Raw genomic sequence first — 24,777 nt, 5'->3', positions numbered from 1 at the left:
GGGATGGCCGGGACAGACTCGTGCTAATCTCAGAATCAGCCATGATCCGAGCTCCAGACAGCTTGGGTTGTGGTTAGGCTGTGTGGGGTGTCCTACCACCCTGCACAGCCATCTTGGGTGCCTTCCGAGCGAAGGCAGCCTCACCAGAGGCTATACCAAGAACACCAAGCGTCAACTCTTTTAGCATCATATGATGCCATTGGCCTAATTAATGATGCTTACAAGCGACCAAATCCGTGCTGCGCGAGCCCTCCTGAAATGGGATCAGAAGGCGTTGGCTCAGGCCTCAAAAGTGTCTCTCGCGACCATCAAGCGATTAGAGCCGCTATCCGGTCCGATCATAGCGAATGCTGTCACGATTGATGCGCTGCGCCGGGCGTTTGAAGTCGCCGGAATTGAGTTCATCCCCGAAAACGGTGGCGGCGCGGGAGTGCGCTTCCAGAGGCCGACGGCATCTGATTGACGCCCGACCTGTAGCGCCTCCTTGAGGGCGCGCCGGGTCTTGGGCGGATCAGCTGGGTCACGCCTTGCGATTTGCGAGTTCTTTTCGCTCTTGAATGCGGCGGCCAGGCAAGTCCCTCAGATCAAGTCGTCGACCGTAACCGACAGGGCGTCGGCGATCTTCTTGAGGGTTGTCACGGTACCGTCGCGCTTGCCGGTTTCGATCTGGGATAGGAAGGCCTGCGCGATGCCGGCTTTCTCGGCGAGCGAGCTGGCGGACAGGCCACGGTGCTCCCGCCAAACGCGGATGGCATTTTCCCCGGCCACAAGTCGATCGACAATGGCAGCGGGCACGAGTTCCTCTTCGCCGCTGGCGAGGCGCTCCTTGAAACGGCGCACGGCCGCAATGTCGGCGGCATCCTCAGCGGCGGCGACGAGAGCTTCATAGTCGGCCTCCGGCAGGACAACCAGACGGTCGCCGGCCGGGGTGGTGATAATCTGGGTGGTCATGCTGGCCCTCCTTGGCCTCAGTCGTATACATTCCCGCGCGAGGCAACCCGGATGATCGAGATCACGTGCCCATCTTCAGTGAAGACGACGCGCCAGTCGCCGATCCGCAGTCGATAGGTGCCCGGCTCACCCTTCAGGGCCTTGACGTTGTTCGCTAGACTCGTCGGATCGGCCGCATACTGCGCGATCTTGCCCATGATCGTCTCAGCGACGTTCCGAGGCACCTTCCGCAGGACGCGTAGGGCGTCTTTGCTGTAGGCGATCTCTTTCATAGGCAGAGCATAGCATATTGCTATAGGCGTAGCTATAGCGGAATGCTCCGCACGAAAGTTCGCATCTCCGCGCCGACGGGGAATTTATCCCCGACCTTCGCCGTCAGAGGGGCAATCTCAACGGTAGCGTGGGGATGTCGCTACGTGAAGTTCTCTCGGCTGACATCGGTGACGAAGCGGAAGCTGCCTTCCTTCCACCTTCCTTTTTAATTCGTATTCTGCGTCCGTTCGTTTACGATGCGCATGCGATCGTGATTGTAAGTCTGGTTATTTATAATCTAAGAAAGTTGAGCTTGTGTTCTGTTGGTATTACTGTTGGTATCAATTTCAGGCATCGGCGGAAATATGAATAAATACAATGCGCGCCGAAGCCTATTGACGATCGAGTGGGAGTGATTTTGGGCGCTCAGTGCGCGGCCTTGCTGCGCCCGGCGGGAGGCTGCAAGACCCTCCCTCGCGGGTGATTTCCCCGCTTGCCGTCGCAAAAATCGCGCGGATGCCTGCCGCGCCTCAGGGGGCCTTGCAGATCGGCAGCGGCTGGGGCGGTGGCGACGGATGGGCTTTCTTGTAGCGCGCGATGATCGGCTCGAGGCTGGCCGCCGACCAGAATTTCGGCGCGTCGATCTGCTTCAGGCAGGTCGCGTTCCAGTAGAGGCCGGCGGCCGATAGCGAACGGTGCGCCGTCACGGCCTGCGCGACGGCGTCGATGTCCTCGGATTCCGGGTAGATGTAGAGCGTGGTCGGCCGGTCCTTCGTCATCGGGACGATGTCGGCGGCGGCTGGCACCGACCAGCTCGTGCAGCCATTGCTGCGGCCCGCCGCGTAGTCGACCAGCTTGCCGACCGGCACGTAGCCGTCATCGCCGGCATAGGGGCTGTTCGGGCTCTTGCGGCGGCAATAGGCTCGCAGCAGATGCGCTGCGTGCCCGCCGAGCTCCCTTTCGCGGGCGTTCGCCGTCTCGCCCTCGCCGTCGAACTGCACGAAGGAGCGCATCAGCACCGCGTCCTTGCCCGACGCCGTGCGGTAATAGCCCTTGAACGAGGTCTTGATCTCCGCCGTGACATAGGCGCCACCGGCGGTCAGCAGCGAATCCTGCGCGTTGCCGAAATTCTTCGCGCATTGCCGCCCGTTCGCGAAATTCGCGAGGCCCTTCAGGTTGCGCCCGCCGCCATGGCCGGAGGAGACGGCGCGGAAGGACTTTTGCGCTTCGCAGATGATGTAGAACCGGCGGCCCAGATCGCCCTTGCCGGTATAGGCGGGGCGCGTCGCGTCCATGGCGAAATAGCACGGATTGCGGACTTTGCCCTCGCTCACCTTCCGCAGATAGAGCGCCCGCGCCCTCTGCAGCACCACGGGCGCGATCTCGCCGTCGTCCTCGCCGATATGGGCCTTTAGCCAGGCGGGCGGGCTCGATGACGGCGCCGCCGCAACGGGGCCGTGCCACGCCAGGACGGCGAGGGCGGTGAACAGGATGCGCGATAGCCAGATCGTGGTCATGGGAGAAAACTCGTCCGTCCGACGCAGTGTCGTTGTAGACGATTTTGACGGTCGCACTAACCCGGCGGGAGCAGTTTTCGGGAGGCGGCCCTTCGGGGCGGCCTCGCCGCGGCGACCGACAGGAGCATCGCGGCAGGTTGCGCAGATGCCCGCGCGATCCCGGGTCGGAAGCGAGGGGACCTGCACGGATGGCTTCGGCTTCCAGAGGCACGGCAGCCGCGACGACGAAGCGCCACCGGGCCAGGCGCCCGCAGCTAGGGCGGACCCGACGTCGCCCGGCGGCGGATCGGCGTGCTAGCCAGCGGCGATGCGGCGGTGCCTCGCGAGATAGATGATCTGGGCGGTCAGGCCGAGAACGAGGATCACCAGAAGGCTCCCCTGGGCGCCGAGCAGCAGCGGCGAATGGAGATCGGTGACCAGCGGATGGCCGTCCGGCACGCGGCGCAGGACCTCGGTGACGGTCGGCAGCATCAGCAGGAAGGCGGAAAGGCTGAGGCAGATCGTTTCCACATATCTGGCGACCGGCCGCGTGCCGAGGACCGGCCGCGCGCCATAGCCGGCGAGGAGGATCGCCAGCGTCGCGATGCCGATGACGTAGCTCACCGGCTCATGCGCTACCAGGAAGACCGTCAGCGCGCCGATCAGCATCGACACGAGATAGATGGTGCCGGCCGTCGACCGGGGCACGATCCGGCCGTGGGTGGCAAACATGTAGGCGGCGACGGGGATGGCGGGCAGGCTGCCGAGCGTGTGGACCCAGCCGAGCGGAGAGATTCCGAACATGGGATATTCGCTTTCATCAAGGGGGAGGTTGGGGACGCCGTGACGATGTGGAAGGCATCGCGGGTGTTTGGTTTGTCTATCTACTGGTTGGTAGGTCAACGGAGCGTAGCGCGCGGTCCTTTGCCGGGCTCCGGCTTCAGGCGGTGAGGCGGGTCAGAAGGGGGCGGGTGACAGTGCCGAAGGTGAGTGGGTCGCCATAGGCGCGGGCGGACAGCATCGCGCCATGGACGGTGGCCATGAACATCTCGGCATCGGCATCGGCGCTGCCGGTCGTCAGCCGGAGGCTGCCGTCCTTCGCACCGCGGTCCAGCACGGAGGAAAGCCAGGCCGAAAGCATTCGGAAATGCGCCCGCACTTCCAGCGCGACGGCCTCGGGAAGCACCGGAATCTCGCTCGCCAGCAGCGCGCAGACGCAGAACGGGGCGCTCATGTCGGTGATGCACGCTTCCCAGTAGCCGACATAGGCGCGCAACTGGTCGAGCGGAGCGGCGACGTTGCGCTCCAGCTCGGCGATCCCCGCTTCGGCCTCCTGCCGGTAGCGGGCGACGAGCACGCGCACGAGATCCGCCTTGCCCGGAAAGTGGTGGTGGATGCTCGCATTGCGAATGCCGACCACCTTCGAGATGTCGGCATAGCTGAAGCTGTTATAGCCGCCCGCGACGATGAGCGATCGCGCGCAGCGGAGGATGTCGTCGGCGGTGGTGGAAGCGTTGGTCATGGTTCTATCTACCAACTAGTAGGTAGTTTGTCAACGTCGCGAGCCATGAGAGGTTGCGGGACGAGGGCAGGGCTGGCGGGTCGCTCTCTGTCGGGGCCTGCATGGCGCATCTGGAGACGAAATAAGTCCGGACATGATTTCGAGGTCTATCCGTAGCAACTAGTCGCACGCGGATTGATTTCCGTCATTTGTACGGACATTATAGCTGAAACATCAGTCGCCGTTGGGGGAGGTGCGCGCTATGAGGCAGGTTGAGGTCGCGGTCATCGGCACGGGCTGGTGCGGCGGGATCCGTGCCGAGACTCTCTCGCGCTCCGCCCTCGTCGACCGGCTGCACATCTGCGAGATCCGGCCCGACCGGCTGGAGGTGGTGCGCCAGCTCACCGGCGCGGCGAGCGCGACGCTCGACTATCAGGACATCGTCGGAAATCCGGCGATCGAGGTGGTTTACATCTCGACCACGCCCGAGAGCACGCATTTCCCCATCGCCCGCGACTGCCTGCGGGCCGGCAAGCACGTGCTGCTGGAGAAGCCCATCGCCATGGAGCTGTGGGAGGCGAACGAGCTGATCGAGCTCGCCCGCCGCAACCGCGTGAAGTTCACCATCGGCTATTCGCAGCGCTTCAACCCGAAGATCGCCTACGCCAAGAAGAAGATCGCCGAGGGCACGCTGGGGCGGGTGGTCAACGTCATGGTCAGCCGCCACCTGTCGCGCAATCTCGGCAAGAAGATCGCCTCGCGCGTGAAGCTGTCGCCCGCAGCGATGGAATCGACCCACGACCTCGACTTCGTGTTCTGGCTGCTGGAGCCGGCAAAGCCCGTGCGGGTCTATTCGCAGGGCGCCTATGGCTTCATGCAGGAGGTGAACGGCTCCTATGACTGCATGTGGTCCACCGTCACCATGGACAACGGCATGCTGGTGGTCATCGGCGGCGGGTGGAACCTGCCGCCCGCCTATCCCAATTATTGCGGCACCTGGATCGAGATCACCGGCACCGAGGGCGCGCTCATCCTCGACGACACGCAGCGCGACAACTGGCTCAGCACGGTGAGCGAGGGGACGCGCTTTCCCATGTCGACCATGCCGGGCGAGCAGGTGGACCATGTGTTCGCCGGCCAGATGGGGCCGGAGACGATCCATTTCCTCGAATCGATCCTGCGCCAGCGGCCGGTGATGGTTGAGCCCGAGCATGCCCGCATGGTGATGGAGACCTACATGGCGGCCGACCTCTCCGCCGCCATCAACGAGCCGGTCGATCTGCCGCTGTCGAACCAGTCCATCGCCCAGATCAACGATCTGAAAGGAGCGGCCATCGCCGCTTCGTGAGGGTGAAGGGTTCGGCGGCCAGCCCTTTCGCCGGCTTGCGACCTCGACGCCCGCCCGGCCCGCCCGGTAGAATTACCGCCGGACCGGCGCGCGAACCGCAAGCGAGGATCCGGCGGCCGGCGTGTGTGCGGTCGAAGAATGCCAGCGAGGATGCCATGACGGACGCGGATTCGGCTCAGGCGGGGCGCCAGCCGGGGCGGGGCGCGCGTTATCTGGAGATCGAGGCGACGCTGCGCCGCGAGATCAGCGCCGGCACCTATGCCGTCGGCGCCCGGCTCCCGACCGAGCACGAGCTGTGCGAACGCTTCTCCGCCAGCCGCTTCACCGTGCGCCAGGCGCTGGCGGGGCTGCGCGAGGACGGGCTGATCGAGGCGCGTGCCGGCGTCGGCACGATCGTCGTCGCCAGCCGCAAGCGCGACGCCTTCGTGCACAAGCTCAGCTCGATCGAGGAACTGCTTCAGTACCCCTCCGAGACCTATCGCCAGCCGCTGCGGGTCGACCGGATCGTCGCCTCGCCGGAGCTGGCGATGCTCCTGAAGTGCAAGGTCGGCCAGCCCTGGGTGCATCTGAAGGCGCTGCGGCGCACACGCTCGTCGCAGACGCCGATCGCCTATTTCGACATCTATGTCCTGCCCGCCTATGCGGGGGTGCTCGACCGCCCCAATCCCGAGGGCGCGCCGGTGGTCCGGCAGATCGAGGAGGCGCTGGGCGTGCGCGCGGCCCATGCGCAGATCGAGATCTTCGTCGGCCACATCACGCCCGAACTCGCCGAGCCGCTGATGGCGCGGCAGGACGATCCCGCCCTCATCATCATCCGCCGCTACCGCGGGACGGACGGGGCGGTGTTCCTCGTCACCTATTCCGTCCACCCGGAAAACCGGTTCTCGCTCAACATCGAGTTCGAGCGGCGCTGAGGCGCGCCGCTCCGAACGAAGAGCGGCCGGCCGGTCACATGCCGGCCGGCTGAGGCCCTGCGTCAGGCGGCGGCGGTGCGGGTCGTCTCGCGGCGCGCCCGGAGGGCACGGCGGAAGGCGAGGAGCACCGTCGTCAGCGACAGCAGCAGCAGGCCGACAGTGATCGGCCGGGTCAGGAAGAAGCCGAGATCGCCGCCATGGATCACCATGGCTCGGTTGAAGTTCGACTCGATCACCGGCCCCATCACGAAGGCGAGGACGATCGGGATCACCGGCATGTCGATCTTCTCCATCCAGAACGCCCCCGCGCCGAGCATGATCGCCATCACCACATGCGGCGCGTAGCCGGCCTCGGCATAGACGCCCATGATGAGCAGCAGCAGCACGAACGGCCCGAGGATGTAGCGCGGCACCCGCGCGATCATCGCGAACACCCGCATGCCGGCCATGCCGACGGCCAGCATGATCAGCGCCGAGACGATGAGGCCGATGAACACCGCCATCACCAGCAGGCCGTTCTGCTCGAACAGCAGCGGGCCGGGAACGACGCCCTTGGAGATGAGCAGGCCGAGCAGCACCGCGATCGCCCCCGAGCCGGGCACGCCCAGCGCCAGCGAGGGGATGAGCGCGCCGGCGACGATGGCGTTGTTGGCCGTCTCCGGCGCGGCGACGCCTTCGTCGAGGCCGGTGCCGAACTTCTCGGGATGCTTCGAGATGCGCCGCTCCTCATTATAGGCGACGAGCGAGGACACGGTGGCACCGGGGCCGGGGATGGCACCGATCGCGGTGCCGATCACGGTCGCGCGCAGCATGGTGGGCGTGAGCTTCCTCATGTCCTTCCAGCCGACATGGTTGCGCTCGCGGTCGCTCTGGCCGAGCGCGTCGACGTCCGGCATCGGGTCGCTCTTGCGCGCCATCAAAAGCCGGAACACCTCCGGCATGGCGAGCAGGCCGGTGATGACGACGATCAGCGGCAGCCCCTCCATCAGCGATTCCAGCCCGAAGGTGAAGCGCAGGCCGGCAAAGCCCGAGCTGCCGATCATCGCCAGGAACAGGCCGATGCCGGTGGCGACGAAGCCCTTGACCGGGCTGCTGCCGAAGAAGCTGCCGATCATCGACAGGCCGAACACGCCGACCGCGAACATCTCGCTCGGGCCGAACTGCAGGCCGATCCAGGCGAGCAGCGAAGCGGCGAACACGAAGATGATGCTTGAGGCGATGCTGCCGGCGATGCCGGTATAGAGCGAAATCCGCAGCGCCCGCAGCGCCTTGCCCTGGCGCGCCATCGGGAAGCCGTCGAGCAGGGTGATCGCGGCGGCGGTGGTGCCGGGGGTGCGGATCAGGATGGCGGGGATCGAGCCGCCATATTCGGCCGCCGCGTAGATCGAGATGAAGAACAGCGTTCCCGTTTCCGGGCTCATGGTGAAGGTGAAGGGGAACATCAGCGCCAGCGCCTGCGCCGCGCCGAAGCCGGGCAGGGCACCCATGATGGTGCCGACGATCACGCCCGCCAGCATCACGAATAGGCTGGTCGGCGACATCACCATGAGGGCGGCGGGAAAGAAATTGTCGAACAGAGCGTCCATCGTCGCTTCCTCAGAACGTGATGAAGTCCGGCAGGATGGCGAGCGGAACCGAGACGTTCAGCAGCAGAACGAAGACCGCATAGAGAATGAGCGTCGTCAGCGCCGCCACCGCGACGGCCAGCGCCACGCTGCTCAGCCGCACCGCCAGCAGCAGCGACAGGATGCCGAAACAGGTGATCTCGAAGCCGAGATATTGCAGGCCCACGACGAAGGCGAGCACGGTCGCGATGGTGACGAGATAGCCCCGGTACTCGAACTCGATGCTGTCGTCGCCCGCCGCCGGGGCGAGGGCCCTCGTCTCGCGGGCGCTGCGCGCGCGGGCCAGCACCAGCCGGCCCAGCCAGATCACGGTGAAGACGGCGGTGTAGATGAGGACGAGCCGGGGCATGAAGCCCGCTCCCGGATAGCCGCGCATGGGCGAGGGAGGCAGCTCGAAGCTGTAGACGAACAGCGCGACCACCGCCGCCAGCACGACCACGGCGGTGAAGAGCTCGGCTGCGCTCCGGCTGAGCCGGACAATGCCTTGATTTTCCATCTCGGGGATTCCTGTTCCCGAAACCAGATGCCTTCCGTCCGCGCCGATGTCTGATCGACGCGGACGGCACGGGTTCGGCGATCAGAGAATGCCGTTTTCCTGCATGAAGGTGCGGTAGCTCTGCAGCTCCTGCTGGAACGACTCGCGCAGCTTCTCGGGGTCGTCCTCGAACGCCTTTTCGACATGCGGGCTGTTCTTCAGGTATTCGGCGTATTCGGGGCTGTCGACGACCTTGCGGAAAGCCGCGCGCAGCTTCGCCTTCACGTCGTCCGGCGTGCCCTTCTTCAGGAAGATGCCCTGCCACTGATGGGAGATCGGGTAGACGTAGCCGAGCTCCTGGATGGTCGGGACGTCGGGCAGGGCGGGCGAGCGGGTCTCGTTCAGCACCACGAGGGTGCGGATCTTGCCGGCCTTCTCGTGCGGCATGATCTGGCCGATCGTGCCGAGCGCCGCCGGCACGTGGCCGCCGAGCAGGTCGCGCATGGCGTCGCCCGACCCCTGATAGGGGATGTGGATGACGGTGGCGCCGGCCGCGGAGAAGGCGGAAATGATGTGCTTGTGGTGGATCGAGCCGATCTTGTTGCCGGCGATGCCGATCGTGCCGGGGGCCAGCTTGGCGGCGGAGACGAGGTCGCCGAAGGTCTTGTACTTGCTGTCCGAGCGTACCGCGAGGCCGTAGATGAACTTCTCGACCTTCACCAGGAATTCGAGGTCGTCCGGCTTCACCGAGAAGGTCGGCAGGTTCATGTAGCCCGAGAAGCTGGCGCTCGCATGCAGCAGCGTGTAGCCGTCGGCGGGCCGGCTCATGACGTAGACGGCGGCCTCGTTTCCGGAACCCGCGCCCTTGTAGACGACGTTGACCGGGGTGCCGAGCACGTCCGGCTTGGCGAGCACCTGCGCCATCAGCTGGCACCACATGGCCGCGGTGGAGCCGGGCGAGGTCGAGCAGACCAGCTCGATCGGCTTGTCGGGAAAGGACTGGGCCTGAACGGCGGGTGCGCTCACGGCGGACAGAACTATGGCCGCGAGGCCGGCGGCGAACTTCATCATCGCGTTTCCTCCAGCGTTCTCCGGCGGCCTGGTTGTTCTGGTGGGTCCGCCGGTTCGACATGCGCCCTCATGGCGCGGGCAGTCGGCGTGAGCGGGGCTATTGGCGCAGCCCCGCGCACGCATGGTCGCTCAGCTCTTCGGTTCGAAGCCCTTCTCGTAGAACGCGCCGGTCTCCTGGCCGTCGGCGGCGATGCCGGCGATGCCGAAGGACAGGTCCTTGACCACGAAGAAGTAGACGTCCTCCTCGGGCAGGGCGACGGTGGCGTGAACCTTGTTGGCGGGGAAGAAGATCAGCGTGCCGGGGCCGGCGATCTTTTCCTCCTCACCCTCGATATGCACGCGCAGCCGCCCCTGCACGACGTAGTTCCACTGCTCGTTGGGATGCGAGTGCGGGCGGGCGCCGGTGCCCTTGGCCTTGCGCATCAGGCCGACCTGCGTGCGCTCGCCTTCGACGACCGACCCGAAGGCGGAGCTGTAATGTGCGCCGGCGGCCATCTTGGCGACGTTCGGCAGGTCGAACACATAGGCGCCGTCTCCCGCCTTGATCGCCCCTTCGTTCTTCGTCTTCCGCTCGGTGGTGGCGTCTGCGAGCATGGGCGTGATCCTCTCTTTGATTGCTGGTCCGACGGCCTCGTCCGGGCCGCTTCGGAATAAATGTCCGGACTTGGGTGGGCAGCGCTCCTGCGGGGGCGGCAGATCAAGTCCGGATGATAACGACAGATGGAGAATGTTCGAACATTTCATCCGAGTCAATTAATTCGCTGGGAAATCGCGCGCGCGCGACACCGTATGCCGACACAGGTGCGAGAGGCGCGTGCCGCTCCCGGCGCTGTCGCCAGCGCGTTTCGCCTTAAATGTCCAGACAATTAGGTGTGCATAGCAGCAGGCCCGGGGAGCCCGAATCCAGCCTCCGATGGCGCTCCCGGGCGGCTTTGCGCCGATCGGCGAGCCATGCCCGGTCAGTATGAGCCAATGGCGAAAGAGTATTTGAACGTCATGGCTCCCCATGGTCCGCTTGCCGGCAAATAACGCCGCAATCCGCGCCGCCGGATCCAAGAAGCCGCCATGTCGAGGCGGCCGGTTCGCGCGGGACGATCAGGGAGTTCCGTAGATGCCGCGCCTGTCGCCCAAGGGTATTGGTCTTGCCATTGTTGGCGCCGGCCGCGTGGGCCTCTTTCGCGGCGCCGTCGCGGCCCGCCATCCCGCAGTCGAATGGATCGGGCTCGCCGAGATCGATCCCGAGAAGGGCCGGCGGGTCGGGGCGGAGATCGGTGCGGATTTCGTCACCACCAGCCATGCCGAGTTGCTGAAGCGCCCGGAGGTGACGGCGGTCATCGTCGCCACCGACGAGCACCTGCATGTCGACCCGGTGATGGCCGCGCTCGAGCGCGGTCTGCCGATGCTGATCGAGAAGCCGCTCGCCACCCATCTCGACGATTCCGCCCGCGTGCTGCGCGAGATCGAGGCCGCGGGCGTCGACGCGGTGGTCGGCTACACCCAGCGCTTCCGCCGCCGCTGGCTGGCGGCGAAGGAGAAGGTGCGCACCGGGGCGCTGGGCGACGTCACCATGGTCACCTCGCGCGCCTTCATGAACCGGCTGGTCGCGATCGACAATTACCGCCGCTCCAACGCGCCCGAGACCATCTCGCCGATGGTGATCTCGGGCACGCACGCGCTCGACATCGTCATGTGGTACCTCGAGGCCAAGCGGCCGGTGGAGGTCTATGCCCGCTCGGTCGACAAGGTGCTGGGCCCGGACTGGCGCGGCATCGACGGCACCGCCGGCATGATCATGATGGAGGACGGCTCCCTCTATCACCTCAACATCTCCTGGGCGCTGCCGGTGACCTGGCCCGGCGCGGTCTACAGCCTCGAGGTCGGCATCGTCGGCACCAGCGGTGTGCTGACCATCGACGACACGCATCGCGACATCGTGCTCGCCGTGTCGGCGCCGCAGGAGGAGGGCTACCTGCCGGACCGCAGCCGCCTCGTCGACTTCATGGGCAGCTATCCGCCCGGCGACATGGCCCTCGGCGAACTGCGCGGGCCCATGCGCACCGAGACCGAATCCTGGCTCAACCGCATCGCGCTCGACCTGCCCACCCAGCACGCCACGGCGGCGGAGGCGCACAACCGGCTGATGCTCACCAAGGCGCTCGACCTCTCCGCCAAGCTTCGGCGGGCGGTGAAGTTGCCGCTGGAAGTCGAGGGAGAACGCGAACTCATGCGCGAGGCCGCTATGGCCTGACGCATCCGCAATCGTCACAGCAAGTCGAAGCGGGGCCATTCACAACAAAAACCGGCGCCGCAACCCTGGGAGGGAACGATGAAAGCGTCTACGCCTGTCACCCGTCGTGCCGGCCTCGCCGTCCTTCTGAGCGCCGCCGCCGGCCTCGCCTTGGCCTCGCCCGCGAGCGCGCAGTCCGACTACCCGAACCAGCCGATCACGGTCATCGTGCCGTTCGCGCCGGGCGGGGCGTCGGATTTCGCGGCCCGCCTGCTGCAGCCGCGCCTGTCGGAGATCCTCGGCCAGCAGATCGTGGTCGAGAACCGCGACGGCGCCGCCGGCAATGTCGGCATGGACATCGCCGCCCGCGCCAAGCCGGACGGCTATACGCTGTTCCTCGGCAATGTCGGCACGGTGTCGATCAATCCGTACCTGTTCTCCAGCCTGCGGGTGAAGCCGCTCGAGGACTTCATCCCGATCTCGATCGTCGCCGACACGCCCGGCCTGCTGATCGCCAATCCGGCCTTTCCGCCCAACAACGTCAAAGAACTGGTCGAGTACGTGAAGGCACGGCCGGGCGAGGTGAACTTCGCCTCGCCTGGGACCGGCTCGGTGAACCGGCTGGAGATGGAGGCGTTCCGCCGCGAGGCGGGGCTCGACATGGTGCACGTGCCCTACAAGGGCGGCGCCGGTCCGGCGACCGCCGACGTCATGGGCGGCCATGTCAGCCTTATGTTCGTCACCATCTCCTCGGGCATCAACCATGTGAAGGGCGGGCGGCTGAAGGCGCTCGGCGTCACCACCCGCGAGCGTGTGGAGCAGCTTCCCGACGTGGCGACCATGGCCGAGCAAGGCTACCCCAAGAGCGTGTCCTCCTCCTGGCAGGGCCTGCTGGCGCCGGCCGGCACGCCGCAGCCGATCATCGACAAGCTGCACGCGGCGGTGGTCGAGGCGATGAAGGACGAGACCATCAAGAAGCGGATGGCCGAATCCGGCGTCATCGCCGTGTCGAGCCCGAGCCCGGCGGACTTCAAGGCCTACATCCAGGCCGACGCCGCCAAATGGAGCGGGGTCATCCAGGAGATCGGCGCCAAGGCCGACTGACGCTCCCTAGACAACGGGCCGGCCCGCCGCCGGCCCGTCCATCGCCCGCCCGGCAGCGCTAACCGGCGCCGGCCGGCGGGAAGAGGTCCAGACCCCAGGGGGCGCATATATGGACATCAAGGTTTCATCGGATTTCCTCACCGGGCTGCTGTTCTGCGGCCTCGGCGCCGTGGCCATCATCATCGGCTCCAGCTACCCGATCGGCACGGCCTCGCGCATGGGTGCGGGCTATTTCCCGCTGATGATCAGCTCGGGCCTCGTCCTGCTCGGCGGCATCCTCATCATCCGCTCCTTCCTCGTCGAGACGGCGGAGGTCGGGCATGTCGATTTCCGCCCGCTGCTCATGCTGGTGGTGAGCATCCTGCTGTTCGGCCTGCTGATCGAGAGCTGGGGATTCCTGGTTGCGGGCGTGCTCGTCGTGGTCGGGGCGCGCGTCGCCGGGCGCCACTACGCGCCGCTGGAGACCGCGCTGCTCGCGGTCGGGCTGGCGGTCTTCTGCCTGCTTCTGTTCGTCTACGGGCTGGGCCTGCACCTGCCCGCCACGCATCTGTGGTGAGGGTTCGGCATGGAACTGTTCCACGACATCGGACTGGGCTTCAGCGTCGCGCTGACGCCCTGGAACCTCGTCTACGGCTTTCTCGGCGTGCTGCTCGGGACCATCATCGGCGTGCTGCCGGGGCTCGGTCCGGTGGCGACCATCTCCATCCTGCTGCCGGTGACCTTCACGCTGCCGGCGCCGGCAGCGCTGATCATGCTGGCCGGCATCTATTACGGCGCCCAGTATGGCGGCTCCACCACGGCGATCCTCGTCAACCTGCCGGGTGAAAGCTCCTCGGTCGTCACCGCGATCGACGGCTACCAGATGGCGCGCAAGGGCCAGGCGGGACTGGCGCTTGCCACCGCCGCGCTGTGCTCCTTCATCGCCGGCACGCTGGCGACGGTGGTGATCGCCGTCGCGGCGCCGGCGCTGGCGGAGGTGGCGCTGGACTTTGGGCCGGCGGACTATTTCTCGCTGATGCTGTTCGGCCTGGTGGCGGCGGTGATCCTCGCCCATGGCTCGGTCGTGAAGGCGGTCGGCATGATCCTGGTCGGCGTGCTGCTCGGCACCATCGGCATCGACGCCAATACCAGCCTGGAGCGTTTCACCTTCGGCATTCCCTCGTTCGGCGACGGCATCGACTTCGCCGTCGTCGCCATGGGCATGTTCGGCATCGGCGAGACCATCTCCAATCTGGAGCAGAAGGATTCGGCCCGCACCTTCGTGAAGGAGGTGACCGGGCTATGGCCGCGCTGGGCCGACATGCGCCGCTTCATCAAGCCGGCGCTGCGCGGCACCGCGCTCGGCGGCTGCCTCGGCCTGCTGCCGGGAGGCGGGCCGGTGCTCGCCTCGTTCTCGACCTATGCGCTGGAGAAGAAGCTGTCGAAGCGGCCGGCCGAGTTCGGGCGCGGCGCCATCGAGGGGGTGGCGGGGCCGGAGGCCGCCAACAACGCCGCCGCCCAGACCGCCTTCATCCCCATGCTCACGCTCGGCCTGCCCTCGAGCGCGGTGATGGCGCTGATGATCGGCGCGCTGATGATGCAGGGCCTCTCGCCCGGGCCGCAGCTCATGAACCAGCGGCCCGACCTGTTCTGGGGGCTGATCGCGTCGATGTGGCTCGGCAATCTGATGCTGGTGGTGCTCAACCTGCCGCTGGTCGGCATCTGGGTGAAGCTGCTCTCGGTGCCCTACCGCATGCTCTATCCCGCGATCATGCTGTTCTGCTGCATCGGCGTCTACAGCATCAACAACAACGCGCTGGACGTGGTGATGGCAGCGGTGTTCGGGGCGTTCGGCTACATCATGAAGCGCCTGCATTGCGAGCCGGCGCCGCTGCTGCTGGGCTTCATCCTCGGCCCGATGATCGAGGAGACGCTGCGCCGGGCGCTGCTGATCTCCCATGGCGACCCGATGGTGTTCCTCCAGCGGCCGATCAGCCTGTCCTTCCTCGTCATGACGGTGCTGCTGCTGCTCGTCCTCGTCGCGCCGATGATCCGGGTCACGCGCGAGCGGGCCTTCGAGGAAGGCGCGGACTGACGTCGCCTCCACCGACGCAAACGAAAACGGCCGCGCCCGAAAGCGCGGCCGTTCTGCCGTGAGCGGCGCGCGGTCTCAGGCCGCTCCGGCAAGCGTGCGCGGCTGCGGGGAGATGTCCGGCAGCGCGCTGAACAGCCCGCGCTGGGCGTGCGCGTCGATTTCCGCGCGCAGCAGCCCCATCACCGCCTGCACGGCCGCGCTCACCTTGTCCCCCACATGGGAGAGCATGATGGTGCGGCTGAGATTGACGCCGCCGATGGCGACGCCGGTGAGCTGTCCCTCGTCGATCTCCTTGCGGAAGGCCGAGATCGGCATGATGGTCACGCCCCGCCCGCGCAGCAGCATGCGGCGGATCGCTTCCACCGCGTCGACCTCGCAGTCGATCTCGAGGCACACGCCGTGCGAGGCGAGCTGCTCGTCGACGAGGCCGCGTATGCCGCGGGTGACGAGCATCGGCGTCGCGGCGAGCTCGTCGAAGGTGACGACCGGAGACACCCCGCGCGACTGGCGCGGCATGACCACGACGATCGGCTCGGTGACCACGGCGGTGAAGCGCAGGGCGCGGTTCGGCGGCGGGTTGGTGAGCAGGGCGATGTCGACCTGCCCGTTGACGAGGTCGGTCTGCAGCCGCCGGGTGAACTCCTCGACGATGGTGAGGCTGATCGCCGGATGGGCGGTGGTGCAGCGCTCGATGAGGCCGGGAGCGAGCAGCGAGGAGAGGGTGGGCGAGATGCCGACCACCACGCGGCCGGAGAGGCAGTCGCCGGCGATGTTCATGTCCTGCGTGGCGCGGGCGACCTCCTGCAGGATGTGCCGGCTGTGCTGCAGGAAGCGGCGCCCGGCCATGGTGAGCTGGACGCCGCGCGGCAGCCGCACCAGCAGCGAGGTGCCGAGCTCGGTCTCGATGCGCTGGATGTGGCGGCTGAGCGCGGGCTGGACGATGCCGAGATCGCGGGAAGCCCGGGTGATGCTGCCGAGCTCGGCGACCCTCACGAAGGCTTCGATGCTGCGCAGTTCCATGGCGTCTTCCTCCGTAAGGGGCCTGTTCTGGTTCTGCGCCCCGTTGCAAGGCTGCTCGTCAGGCCGGCGGTGGCACGCGAAACACCCGCAGGGCGATGGCAAGCATCGAATAGTAGCCGAGCAGTCCGGTGAGCTCGACGACGGTGCGCCGGCCGAAGCGGGCGACTGCCGCCTCGAACAACTCGTCCGGCACCTCGCGGTGGCGGTAGACGGCGGCGGCGAAGTCGTGCACCAGCGCGGCGTCCGGGTCGTCGAAATCCGGGCGCCGTCCCGCTTCCAGCGCCGCGATCTCGGCCTCCGGCACGCCGGCCTTGCGGGCCTCTCCCGCATGCACGCCGAACTCGTAGGCCGCGCCCCAATAGGCGGCGGTGGTGAGGATCGCGGTCTCCGACAGGCGCGGCGACAGGCCGGTCCGGTAGCGGCAGAACGCGCCGACCGCCTGGGCGGTGGCGGCGAGTTCCGGGCTTTCGACATAGATGTGGAACGGGGCCGGCACCTGGCCCGCGCGCGGGCGGCCGATGTCCTCGAAGATCCGGCGCTGCTCGGTGTCGAGCGTGGCGGGATCGAGCTCGAAATAGCGCGGCGGGCTGGCGGTGGTGCTGTCCATGGCGTTGTCCTCAGGCGGTCGCGGCCAGCGGCGGGTGCGCCGCCGTCACGGGAACAGGCGCGTTGCTCGCGACGGAGCGGCAGATGGCCTCGAGCACCGCGATATTGTCCACCTTCTGCTCGTCGGTGAAGACGTAGGGCGCGCCGGTCTCGATGGCGCGCGCGAAGGCTTCGAGATTGGCCCGCACGGTGTCGGTCCACTCATACTCGGTGACCTCGCGCCGCCCGTCCTTGTGCTGGATGGTGAGGGTGGTCGGGCCGGGCGTGTCGGGGTGCGTATGATTGCGCGCCTCCACCCAGGCCTCGGTGCCGAACACGGTGATGCCGATATAGAGCGGCGTCACCAGGATCGCGTTGAGATAGCCGGTCGCGCCGGAGGCGAAGCGGGTGTGCACCGAGACGACGTCACCGTTCGCGCGCTCGGAAGCGCGGCTGGCGGTGATGGCGTAGACCTCGCGGATGGGGCCGAAGATGTCGAGAAAGGCGTCGGTGAGGTGGATGCCCATCGCCGTCATGCCGGCCGCAGGCGCGTCCACCGGCGAGGCGCGCCAGTCGGTCTTGGGGACGGCGGCGAGCTTGTCGTGGCTGAAATTGGCCTCGACATGGGAGATGGTGCCGAGCGCGCCGGACTGCACCAGGCGCTTGATCTCCATCATCGCCGGCTCGTAGCGCCGCTCATGGCCGATGCCGAGCTTCACGCCCGCGGCACGGCAGACGGCGACCGAATGCTCCGCATCGGCGCGCGAGAGCGCCAGCGGCTTCTCGCAGAAGACGTGCTTGCCGGCCTTCGCCACCCGTTCGACCTGCGCCGTGTGCAGCGAGTGCGGCGTGCACAGGATGACCGCGTCGATCGCCGGATCGCCGAGCACCTCGTCCCAGTCGGTGGTGAAGCGCACGCCGTGCTCGGCCGCGAAGGCCTCCTGGGCCGGCGAGGTGTCGAGCGCGACCACGATGCGCAGCGCGTCCGAATCCGCCATGCGGCGGATCATGTGCTTGCCCCACCAGCCGAGGCCGACGATTGCGGCGCGGATCATGTTTCCTCCTTGTCTGCCGCCTTGTCCGGCGGCCTCGTTTCGTTCGTTCGGGTTCACTCGGCGGCGGCGGAGCGCCGGCCGGCATTCACGGCGGGCATCACCTTCTCGGCCATCAGCTCGAGCGAGCGGATCGCCAGCGTGCGGTCGGCCCAGTCATGGCCGGCATAGAGCAGGGTGCCGAACTCGCCGATCTCGTCCTGGAAGGCGGCGAGCTCGTCGGCGACCTTCTCGGGCGTGCCCCAGATGACGAGATCGGCCAGCACGCTGTCCACCGTGACCGAGGAATCGGGCGCGCTCTGGTCGCGCTTGAACAGGTTGGCGCGGCCGTTGCCGACCAGCTTGGTGGCGAGCGAGTTGTAATAGGCGTGGTAGGGGCTGCCCGGCTCCGTGGCGTACCGGCGGGCGGTGGCGAGGTCGTCGGCGACGAAGATGCTCTTGGCGACCCGCCAGTTCGCCGGGTCCGCCGGGCGCCCGCCCTTCTCGCAGCCCTCGACATATTTCGGCCAGTGGGTCTTCACCCAGCACGGCAGCAGGAAGTTGGCCGAGATCGGCTCCCAGCCGCGCTGCGCCGCCTCCGTCACGCCCTTGGAGAAGGGCGCCACCGCCGTGATGGCGATGGGGGGATGGGGACGCTGGTAGGGCTTGTGGATCGCGCCCTGGCCGAGGGCGGGGATGTGGGTGCGCTCGGTCGAGATGCTCCAGTGCTGGCCGACCCGGTTGTAGGGAGGCTCGCCCGACCAGATGCCGAGTATGTGGTCGATGGCCTCGACGAACATCTCGGTGCGGTTCTTGTCGAGATTGCCGAACACCTCGGCGTCGGAGAGCAGCCCGCCGGGGCTGATGCCCATGATGTAGCGGCCCTTCGCCATGTGGTCGAGCATGGCGACCTCGGCGGCGACGCGGGCGGGGTGCTGGTTGGGCAGGTTGATGGTGCCCGAGCCGAGCCGGATGGTCTTCGTCTCCTCCAGCAGCCAGGCGATGAAGATCAGCGAGGAGGTGATGGTCTCCGCCGCGTCGGTGATGTGCTCGCCGAAATAGCCCTCGCAGAAGCCCAGCTTCTCCGCGATGAGGCAGAACTCCCGGTCCTCGCGCAGCGTCTCGTGGAGCGGGCGGTGGAGCGGGTGGATCGGCATGGTGAAGAAGCCGAGTTTCATGACGCGCTTTCCTGGTTCGCGATTGTGTCGGTGGCCGGAGGGGCCGGCGGCAGCAGCGCGAGCCCGCACAGCGAGCCGGTGGCGAAGATCAGCGGCTCGCCGTCCCGGTGCGCCGCACGCAGCACCCGGCCGAGAAAGATGAGATGGTCGCCGGCCTCGATGACCTGCTCGGTGCGGCATTCGAAGCGGGCGATGGCGCCCTCGATCAGCGGCGAGCCGTGATCGCCGATGCTGTGCGGCACGGCCGCGAACTTGTCGTCGCGGGGCGTGGCGAAGTGCCGGCACAGATGCTGCTGGTGCGTGCCGAGCACATTGACGGCGAAGCATCCGGAGGTGGCGAAGCTCTCCAACGACGGCGCCTGCCGCCGCAGGCTCCACAGCACCATGGGCGGGTCGAGGGAGACCGAGGAGAAGCTGTTGGCGGTCAGGCCTTCGAGCTTTCCGTGCGCGGTCCGCGTGGTGACGACCGTGATCCCGGTCGCGAAGCGGCCGAGCGCGCGCCGGAAATGGCCGTGATCGTCAGCGGATCTGAAGTCGATGACGTGTTCGCTCATGGGGAGGAGCTTAGGTCGCGACTGATCGCTCCAGAAATGATATGATCTGCTCATCTCCATCAGGAAACGTAATGGCGATGAGCGAGACCCTGCGCGATGTCCGGCTGTTTGTGGCGGTCTATGAGGAGCTGTCCTTCACCGCCGCCGCCGAGCGCGAGAACGCGACCCAGTCCGGCGTCTCGCAGCACATCCGCAAGATCGAGGACCGGTTCGGCGTGAAGCTGTTCGCGCGCGGGGGCGGAAGCGTGCAGCCGACCCCGGCCGGGGAGAGCTACTACCGACACTGCATCGAGCTGCTGCGCCTCAACGAGATGGCCAACCGCTCGGTCGGGCGCTTCGGTGCCGGGCTCGACGGCGAGATGGTGGTCGGCCTGATGCCGACCATGACCCGCTCCGTGCTGGCGCCGGCGCTGGCGCGCTTCGTCGATCTCCATCCCAATGTCGGGGTGCGCATCTGGGAGGCCTATTCCGCCAACCTCACCCAGCAGGTGAGGGCGGGCGAGCTCGCCTTCGCCATCGTGCCGGCCTCGACCGGGACGGTGGGGGTGCGCACGACGCGCTTCGCCTTCACGCCGGAGGTGCTGGTCTCGGGCGCGCGGGCGGGGCGTGAGCACATGAAGCCGGTGCGGCTCGCCGATCTCGGGCCGCTGAAGGTGGTGGTGCCGAGCGGGCAGAACGCCCGGCGCGCCAATATCGAGACCTATCTCGCCTCCAACGGGGTGGCGGTGGAGCGGCGGCTGGAGCTCGACGCGATGATGGGAACGCTGGACTTCGTCGCCTCCACCGACTGGGTGGCGATCCTGCCGGGCCTGATGATGGCCGAGGAGGCGGAGCGGGCGCGCAGCTCCGACCTGCTGGGCCGCTTCACGGTGAACCCGATCGCCGATCCGGCGCTGGTCATGGACCTGGTGCTGATCGAGCCCGCCCGACGCCCGCTCGGCCCGGTGGCGGCCGCCTTCCTCGAGGTGCTGGCGCAGGAGACGGCGCGGATCGGGCGGGTCTGGGGCGAGCGGGCCGGCCTCTATGCGGAGGTCGGCGCGGCGTAGCCCGGTCGGCACCGGAGGCGGGCTCAGGCGCCGACGGCCTTGCGCTCCTCGCCGCCGACTCCAAGCCACCGGCTAGCGGTGCCACCGAGGATGGTCGCCTCGTCATCCGCCGTCAGCCCGGCGGCGCGCACCTGCCGGACGCCCTCCAGCGTGCCCATGTCGAACGGGTAGTCGCTGCCGAGCAGCACATGGTCGGCGCCGAACGTGTCGGTGAGGTAGCGCAGCGCCGGGCCGAAATGGGTCAGTGTGTCGAAATGCAGCCGGCGGATGGAGGCTTCCGGGCTCTCCTTCAGGAAGCGCCGGCATTCGGGGCGCTCCTTCCACCCATGCACCATGCGGCCGAGCTGGAACGGCAGGAAGCCGCCGCCATGCACCAGGCAGATGCGCAGCCCCGGGTGACGCTCCAGCACGCCGGAGAACACCAGCGAGGCGCCGGCGATGGTGGTCTCCAGCGGGTTGCCGATGAGGTTCTTGAGGTAGAATTCCCGGGAGCGCTCCCCTGCCGCCGGCTTCTGCGGGTGGATCAGGATGAAGGCGCCGAGCTCGTCCGCCGTCGCCCAGACCGGCTCCAGCGCCGGATCGTCGAGATTGCGGCCCTCGATATGCGAGCCGATCTGCGCGCCGTTCAGGCCGAGCCGGGTGACGGCGCGGCGCAGCTCGTCGGCGGCGCGCGCCGGGTCCTGCATCGGCAGGGTGGCGATGCCGCGAAAGCGCGCGGGATGCCTGCGCACCAATTCGGCGATGGCCTCGTTCTGGATCTCGCACAGCGCCGCGGTCAGCGCCGCCTCGCGGTCGTAGAGGAAGGTCTGCGGGCAGTTGGAGAGCACCTGCAGGTCGAAGCCGGCGATGTCGAGGTCGGCGAAGCGCCGGTCGAGGTCCCAGCCGCCGCGCGGGAACGGGCGCTGCACGATGTCGCCCACCTTCAGCACCCCGCCCTCGGCGTCGACCTCGCCGAGCGTCGGGCCGATATCGGGCGCCTCGCGGCGCATCCGGGCCATCATGTCCTCGGTGAGGATGTGGGCGTGAACGTCGATCGAGAGGGGGGAGTTCATGCGGGTGTCCTAGTCCGAGGAATGGGAGAGTGCCTCGCTCACGCCGGCCCGGCGGGCCGCGCGGCGGGCGAGGAGGAAGCTGGAGAGCGGCAGGGCGAGCGAGCCGATAACGAGCAGAGCGAGGATCGCGGCGAGCGGCCGCTGGACGAAGATCACAAGGCTGCCTTCCGAGAGCATCAGGCTCTGGCGCAGCGAACTCTCCATCAGCGGCGCCAGCACAACCGCCAGCACCAGCGGCGCGCGCGGAATGTCGGCGCGGATCAGCAGATAGCCGACCATGCCGAAGAACAGGGTGAGGCCCACATTGAACAGGCTGAGGCTGATGGCATAGGCGCCGACCAGCGACACGACGAGGATCCCCGGCACCAGATAGGAATAGGGAATGCGCAGCACGCTGGCGAAGAGCGGGGCGAGCGGCAGGTTTATGACCAGCAGGATGACGTTGCCGATGAACATGGAGGCGATGAGCCCCCAGACGAGGTCGGCCTGCTCGGTCAGCAGCATCGGCCCGGGGCGGATGCCGAGCAGCACCAGCGCCGCCAGCAGCACGGCGGTCGATGCCGAGCCGGGAATGCCGAGCGCCAGCATCGGCACCATCGCGCCGTGGGCGGCGGAATTGTTGGCCGACTCGGCGGCGGCGACGCCGTCCAGCGCGCCGTGGCCGAACCTCTCCGGGTGCGGGCTCGCCTTCTTCTCGACCACATAGGCGAGAAGCGCGGCCACGGTCGGCCCCGCGCCGGGCATCAGCCCGATGAGGAAGCCGACGATCCCGCCGCGCAGGATCGCCATGCGGCACTCCGCCCAGTCCTTCGCCGACAGCCACATGTCCTTGAGCTGGGTGCGAACTGCCTGCGCGGCCTGGCGCTGCTCCATCGAGACGAGGATCTCGGCGATGCCGAAGATGCCGATGGCGACGGGCAGGAAGTCGATCCCCTCCATCAGCTCGAGCGAGCCGAAGGTGAGGCGCGGCGTGCCCAGGATAGGGTCGGTGCCGACCAGCGCGATCATCAGCCCGAGCGTGGCGCCGATCATCGCCTTCATCGCCGAGCCGGTGCCGAGGCTCGCAGTGGCCGTGATGCCGAGCAGGGCGAGCAGGAAATATTCCGGCGCCGAGAAGCTGAGCGCGAAGGCGGCGAGCGCCGGGGTGAGGAAGACCAGCGCCGCGACCGCGCCGATGCCGGCGATGAAGGAGCCGATCGCCGCCGCCGCCAGCGCCTGCCCGGCGCGGCCCTGACGGGCGAGCTGGTTGCCGTCGACGGCGGTCATCACGCTCGCCGCCTCGCCGGGCACGTTCACCAGCACCGAGGTGAGCGTGCCGCCATACATGCCGCCATACATGATGCCCGAGAGCATCACGAGCGCGGTGACCGGCTCGAGGCCGAAGGTGACCGGCAGCAGCAGCGCCATGCCGGCCGAGGGGCCGATGCCCGGCAGCGCGCCGATGATCTGGCCGAGCGTGACGCCGATCAGCACGAACAGCAGGTTGGTCGGCGTTCCAGCGACCGCGAAGCCCTGGGCGAGGGAGGCGAGGGCGTCCATGGATGATCTCCCTGCGCCGTCAGATGCCGAACATGCCGGTGGGCAGGGCGATGCCGAGCCACGCGATGAAGACGCCGTAGACGAGCCCCGCCACCGCCGCGGTGGTGACGAGGCTCGGCACCAGAGGGCGCCGCTCGATGCCGAGTAGGAGGAAGAGGCAGAACAGGATGGCGGCCGGCAGGAAGCCGAGACGCGGGATGAGCAGGATCATCAGCCACAGCCCGGCGAGGAGCGCGACGACCCGCATCAGCCCGTGCCGGTCGGGGAATTCATGTGGCCGATGGCTGGAATCCATCGCCGTGGCGACGAAAAGGGCGAGGGCCAGCACGACGCCGACCGCGCCGACCCAGAAGGCTGCGAAGGCCGAGCCGGGCGCGAAGTCGGACCAGTAGGGCAGCTCCCGCGTGCCGAACTGCACGCCGAGCGACAGGGCGAGCAGGACGAGGGCGGCGATGAAATTGGTCGCGCGCATGCCGGTCTCCACGGCTTCCTTCGGCAGGGCGGGCAGAGAACTGGCGGGGCCGGCCGGGCCAGCCCCGCCCTGTCCCTCGTTCACTGAACCGGCGGCTGCTTGGCGAGGCCGAGGTCGCGCAGCAAGGCGAGGTGCTCTTCGTGCAATTTCTGCATATAGGGCTTCACCTCGGCCGCCGGGATCAGCTTGGAGCGCAGGAAATTCTCCTTGAGGCTGGCCTGCCATTCCGGGTTGGCGACGAGCTTGGCGATGGCGTCGTCCCAGAACTTCACGGTGTCGGCGTCGAGTTCGGGCGGGCCGGCGAGGCCCCAGGCCTGGCCCCAGACGATGTCGTAGCCCTGCTCCTTCGCCGTCGGGACGTCCTTCAGCTCCGGCTCGGGCCGGCGCTCGTCGGAGAGGATGGCGAGGATGCGCGCCTTGCCGGAGGTGACCAGCGGCATCGCCTCGCTCGGCGTCAACGTCATCAGGTCGACATTGCCGCCGAGGAACGCGGCCTGCGCGCTCCCGCCGCCGTCGAACGGAATATAGTTGAGCTTCACCTTGCCGGCCTTCTCGACCAGCCCGGCCACCATGTGGTCGGTGGAACCTGCCTGCGCGCCGGCGACCTTGAGCGAGCGCTCGCGCTGGCCGGCGAGCTCCATGAGTTGCTTGAGGTTCTTCACCGGCGAGTCGGGCTGCACCACGAGCACCAGATCGCCCTGGATGAACATGGCGATGGGGGTCAGCTTGTCATAGAGCGTCGGCAGGCCCTGGGTGATCGGCGTGGTGAGGATCGGCTGGGCAATGCACAGCACGACGTTGCGGTCGCCCTTCTTCCCCATCACGAAATTGCCGGCGACCATCCACGAGCCGCCGGTGCGGTTCTGCACCACGAGCGGGTTGGTGATGATCTTCTGCTCGTTGAGGATCTTGGCGGCCCGGCGCATCAGCACGTCCGGCGTGCCGCCGGGGCTGGTGCCGGTGGTGATCTCGATCGGCCCCGTCGGGGCGGACTGCGCCATCGCCGCGCCGGTCGCGCTCGCGCAGGCGAGCCCCAGCGCAAAGGCGAGGGCGGACGGTTTCAGGAGCGGGTGAAAAGGCCGGGCTGCACGAAGCGGGCTCATCTGGCGTTCCTTCCCATGCTGGCATTTGACGCAGCGTCTTGTGGGCGTCTTGTGCGGCGAAGAAAGGATGCTGACAACAAACTGTCAAGTGTAAACGGAATAAACCTGCCAGTATGACGTATAGCAAATCGGCATACGTATAGTACAAATAGGCATGGA

The 24,777-nt window shown here is 67.6% G+C and carries 25 protein-coding genes; 7 read left to right on the top strand and 18 right to left on the bottom strand.

All coding sequences use genetic code 11. The features are described 5' to 3' along the window. Positions 1-579: 579 nt before the first annotated feature. The 5 genes from NVS83_RS18030 to NVS83_RS18010 all read right to left on the bottom strand — a co-directional run bounded on the left by NVS83_RS18030 (position 580) and on the right by NVS83_RS18010 (position 4,221). On the bottom strand, positions 580-951 hold the full coding sequence (locus tag NVS83_RS18030; protein WP_258740553.1) for a helix-turn-helix domain-containing protein: 372 nt from the start codon (positions 949-951) through the stop codon (positions 580-582). A 17-nt stretch (positions 952-968) separates the two neighbouring features. After that, complete coding sequence (locus tag NVS83_RS18025; RefSeq protein ID WP_258740552.1) at positions 969-1,223, bottom strand: type II toxin-antitoxin system RelE family toxin; 255 nt, start codon at positions 1,221-1,223, stop codon at positions 969-971. A gap of 510 nt (positions 1,224-1,733) precedes the next feature. Then, entirely contained in the window at positions 1,734-2,720 is a 987-nt protein-coding gene (locus tag NVS83_RS18020; RefSeq protein WP_258740551.1) for a murein L,D-transpeptidase catalytic domain family protein, read from the bottom strand. 294 nt (positions 2,721-3,014) lie between these two features. Beyond that, positions 3,015-3,503 (bottom strand): hypothetical protein, encoded by a 489-nt coding sequence (locus NVS83_RS18015; protein WP_258740550.1) that lies wholly within the window; start codon positions 3,501-3,503, stop codon positions 3,015-3,017. A 136-nt stretch (positions 3,504-3,639) separates the two neighbouring features. Further along, positions 3,640-4,221, bottom strand: coding sequence for a TetR/AcrR family transcriptional regulator (locus tag NVS83_RS18010; protein ID WP_258740549.1), 582 nt, complete (start codon positions 4,219-4,221; stop codon positions 3,640-3,642). Between the two features lie 241 nt (positions 4,222-4,462). On the opposite strand from NVS83_RS18010, the gene NVS83_RS18005 reads away from it, so the two are divergent. Continuing rightward, positions 4,463-5,548 (top strand): Gfo/Idh/MocA family protein, encoded by a 1,086-nt coding sequence (locus NVS83_RS18005; protein ID WP_258740547.1) that lies wholly within the window; start codon positions 4,463-4,465, stop codon positions 5,546-5,548. Positions 5,549-5,703: 155 nt separating this feature from the next. Then, positions 5,704-6,462: a GntR family transcriptional regulator gene (locus NVS83_RS18000; RefSeq protein ID WP_258740546.1), complete on the top strand. Its 759-nt coding sequence runs from the start codon at positions 5,704-5,706 to the stop codon at positions 6,460-6,462. 62 nt (positions 6,463-6,524) lie between these two features. Here NVS83_RS18000 and NVS83_RS17995 read toward each other — a convergent pair whose 3' ends face one another. The 4 genes from NVS83_RS17995 to NVS83_RS17980 form a co-directional block, all read right to left on the bottom strand. Next, complete coding sequence (locus NVS83_RS17995) at positions 6,525-8,048, bottom strand: tripartite tricarboxylate transporter permease (RefSeq protein ID WP_258740545.1); 1,524 nt, start codon at positions 8,046-8,048, stop codon at positions 6,525-6,527. Between the two features lie 10 nt (positions 8,049-8,058). After that, positions 8,059-8,583 (bottom strand): tripartite tricarboxylate transporter TctB family protein, encoded by a 525-nt coding sequence (locus NVS83_RS17990; RefSeq protein ID WP_258740544.1) that lies wholly within the window; start codon positions 8,581-8,583, stop codon positions 8,059-8,061. 81 nt (positions 8,584-8,664) lie between these two features. Beyond that, positions 8,665-9,633, bottom strand: a complete 969-nt coding sequence (locus NVS83_RS17985) for a Bug family tripartite tricarboxylate transporter substrate binding protein (protein ID WP_258740543.1) — start codon at positions 9,631-9,633, stop codon at positions 8,665-8,667. Positions 9,634-9,762: 129 nt separating this feature from the next. Continuing rightward, entirely contained in the window at positions 9,763-10,227 is a 465-nt protein-coding gene (locus NVS83_RS17980) for a cupin domain-containing protein (protein ID WP_258740542.1), read from the bottom strand. 517 nt (positions 10,228-10,744) lie between these two features. On the opposite strand from NVS83_RS17980, the gene NVS83_RS17975 reads away from it, so the two are divergent. From NVS83_RS17975 to NVS83_RS17960, 4 genes are all read left to right on the top strand, one after another. Next, on the top strand, positions 10,745-11,881 hold the full coding sequence (locus NVS83_RS17975; protein WP_258733459.1) for a Gfo/Idh/MocA family protein: 1,137 nt from the start codon (positions 10,745-10,747) through the stop codon (positions 11,879-11,881). A 78-nt stretch (positions 11,882-11,959) separates the two neighbouring features. Continuing rightward, on the top strand, positions 11,960-12,964 hold the full coding sequence (locus NVS83_RS17970; RefSeq protein WP_258740541.1) for a Bug family tripartite tricarboxylate transporter substrate binding protein: 1,005 nt from the start codon (positions 11,960-11,962) through the stop codon (positions 12,962-12,964). 109 nt (positions 12,965-13,073) lie between these two features. Then, positions 13,074-13,520, top strand: a complete 447-nt coding sequence (locus NVS83_RS17965) for a tripartite tricarboxylate transporter TctB family protein (protein WP_258740540.1) — start codon at positions 13,074-13,076, stop codon at positions 13,518-13,520. Between the two features lie 9 nt (positions 13,521-13,529). Next, a complete protein-coding gene (locus NVS83_RS17960; RefSeq protein WP_258733456.1) occupies positions 13,530-15,038 on the top strand; it encodes a tripartite tricarboxylate transporter permease in 1,509 nt (502 codons plus the stop codon). A 75-nt stretch (positions 15,039-15,113) separates the two neighbouring features. Here the strand turns inward: NVS83_RS17960 and NVS83_RS17955 are convergent, their stop codons facing one another. The 5 genes from NVS83_RS17955 to NVS83_RS17935 are packed head-to-tail and all read right to left on the bottom strand — an operon-like array spanning position 15,114 to position 19,406. Beyond that, a complete protein-coding gene (locus NVS83_RS17955; RefSeq protein WP_258733455.1) occupies positions 15,114-16,058 on the bottom strand; it encodes a LysR family transcriptional regulator in 945 nt (314 codons plus the stop codon). 58 nt (positions 16,059-16,116) lie between these two features. Next, positions 16,117-16,665: a carboxymuconolactone decarboxylase family protein gene (locus NVS83_RS17950; protein ID WP_258740539.1), complete on the bottom strand. Its 549-nt coding sequence runs from the start codon at positions 16,663-16,665 to the stop codon at positions 16,117-16,119. Positions 16,666-16,675: 10 nt separating this feature from the next. Beyond that, positions 16,676-17,698, bottom strand: a complete 1,023-nt coding sequence (locus NVS83_RS17945) for a Gfo/Idh/MocA family protein (RefSeq protein WP_258740538.1) — start codon at positions 17,696-17,698, stop codon at positions 16,676-16,678. Between the two features lie 53 nt (positions 17,699-17,751). Next, entirely contained in the window at positions 17,752-18,852 is a 1,101-nt protein-coding gene (locus NVS83_RS17940) for an LLM class flavin-dependent oxidoreductase (protein WP_258740537.1), read from the bottom strand. Further along, positions 18,849-19,406 (bottom strand): flavin reductase family protein, encoded by a 558-nt coding sequence (locus tag NVS83_RS17935; protein ID WP_258740536.1) that lies wholly within the window; start codon positions 19,404-19,406, stop codon positions 18,849-18,851. Before NVS83_RS17935 ends, NVS83_RS17940 begins: the two co-directional genes overlap by 4 nt. A 77-nt stretch (positions 19,407-19,483) precedes the next feature. Between NVS83_RS17935 and NVS83_RS17930 the strand changes: the two genes are divergently transcribed. Then, positions 19,484-20,452, top strand: a complete 969-nt coding sequence (locus NVS83_RS17930) for a LysR family transcriptional regulator (protein ID WP_258740535.1) — start codon at positions 19,484-19,486, stop codon at positions 20,450-20,452. A gap of 23 nt (positions 20,453-20,475) precedes the next feature. Here the strand turns inward: NVS83_RS17930 and NVS83_RS17925 are convergent, their stop codons facing one another. The 4 genes from NVS83_RS17925 to NVS83_RS17910 form a co-directional block, all read right to left on the bottom strand. Then, positions 20,476-21,504 (bottom strand): amidohydrolase family protein, encoded by a 1,029-nt coding sequence (locus tag NVS83_RS17925; protein WP_258740534.1) that lies wholly within the window; start codon positions 21,502-21,504, stop codon positions 20,476-20,478. Between the two features lie 9 nt (positions 21,505-21,513). Beyond that, positions 21,514-23,043: a tripartite tricarboxylate transporter permease gene (locus NVS83_RS17920; RefSeq protein ID WP_258740532.1), complete on the bottom strand. Its 1,530-nt coding sequence runs from the start codon at positions 23,041-23,043 to the stop codon at positions 21,514-21,516. Positions 23,044-23,062: 19 nt separating this feature from the next. Beyond that, positions 23,063-23,515 carry a tripartite tricarboxylate transporter TctB family protein gene (locus NVS83_RS17915; protein ID WP_258740531.1) on the bottom strand — a complete coding sequence of 151 codons (453 nt, stop codon included), beginning with the start codon at positions 23,513-23,515 and terminating at the stop codon, positions 23,063-23,065. 80 nt (positions 23,516-23,595) lie between these two features. Further along, positions 23,596-24,618, bottom strand: a complete 1,023-nt coding sequence (locus NVS83_RS17910; protein WP_258740530.1) for a Bug family tripartite tricarboxylate transporter substrate binding protein — start codon at positions 24,616-24,618, stop codon at positions 23,596-23,598. Positions 24,619-24,777: the final 159 nt, after the last annotated feature.

The organism is Ancylobacter mangrovi, from assembly GCF_024752335.1.
Taxonomy (GTDB): Bacteria; Pseudomonadota; Alphaproteobacteria; order Rhizobiales; family Xanthobacteraceae; genus Ancylobacter; species Ancylobacter mangrovi.
The sequence above is the reverse complement of the archived record's forward strand: the minus strand, read 5'-3'. Positions and strand labels throughout refer to the sequence as shown.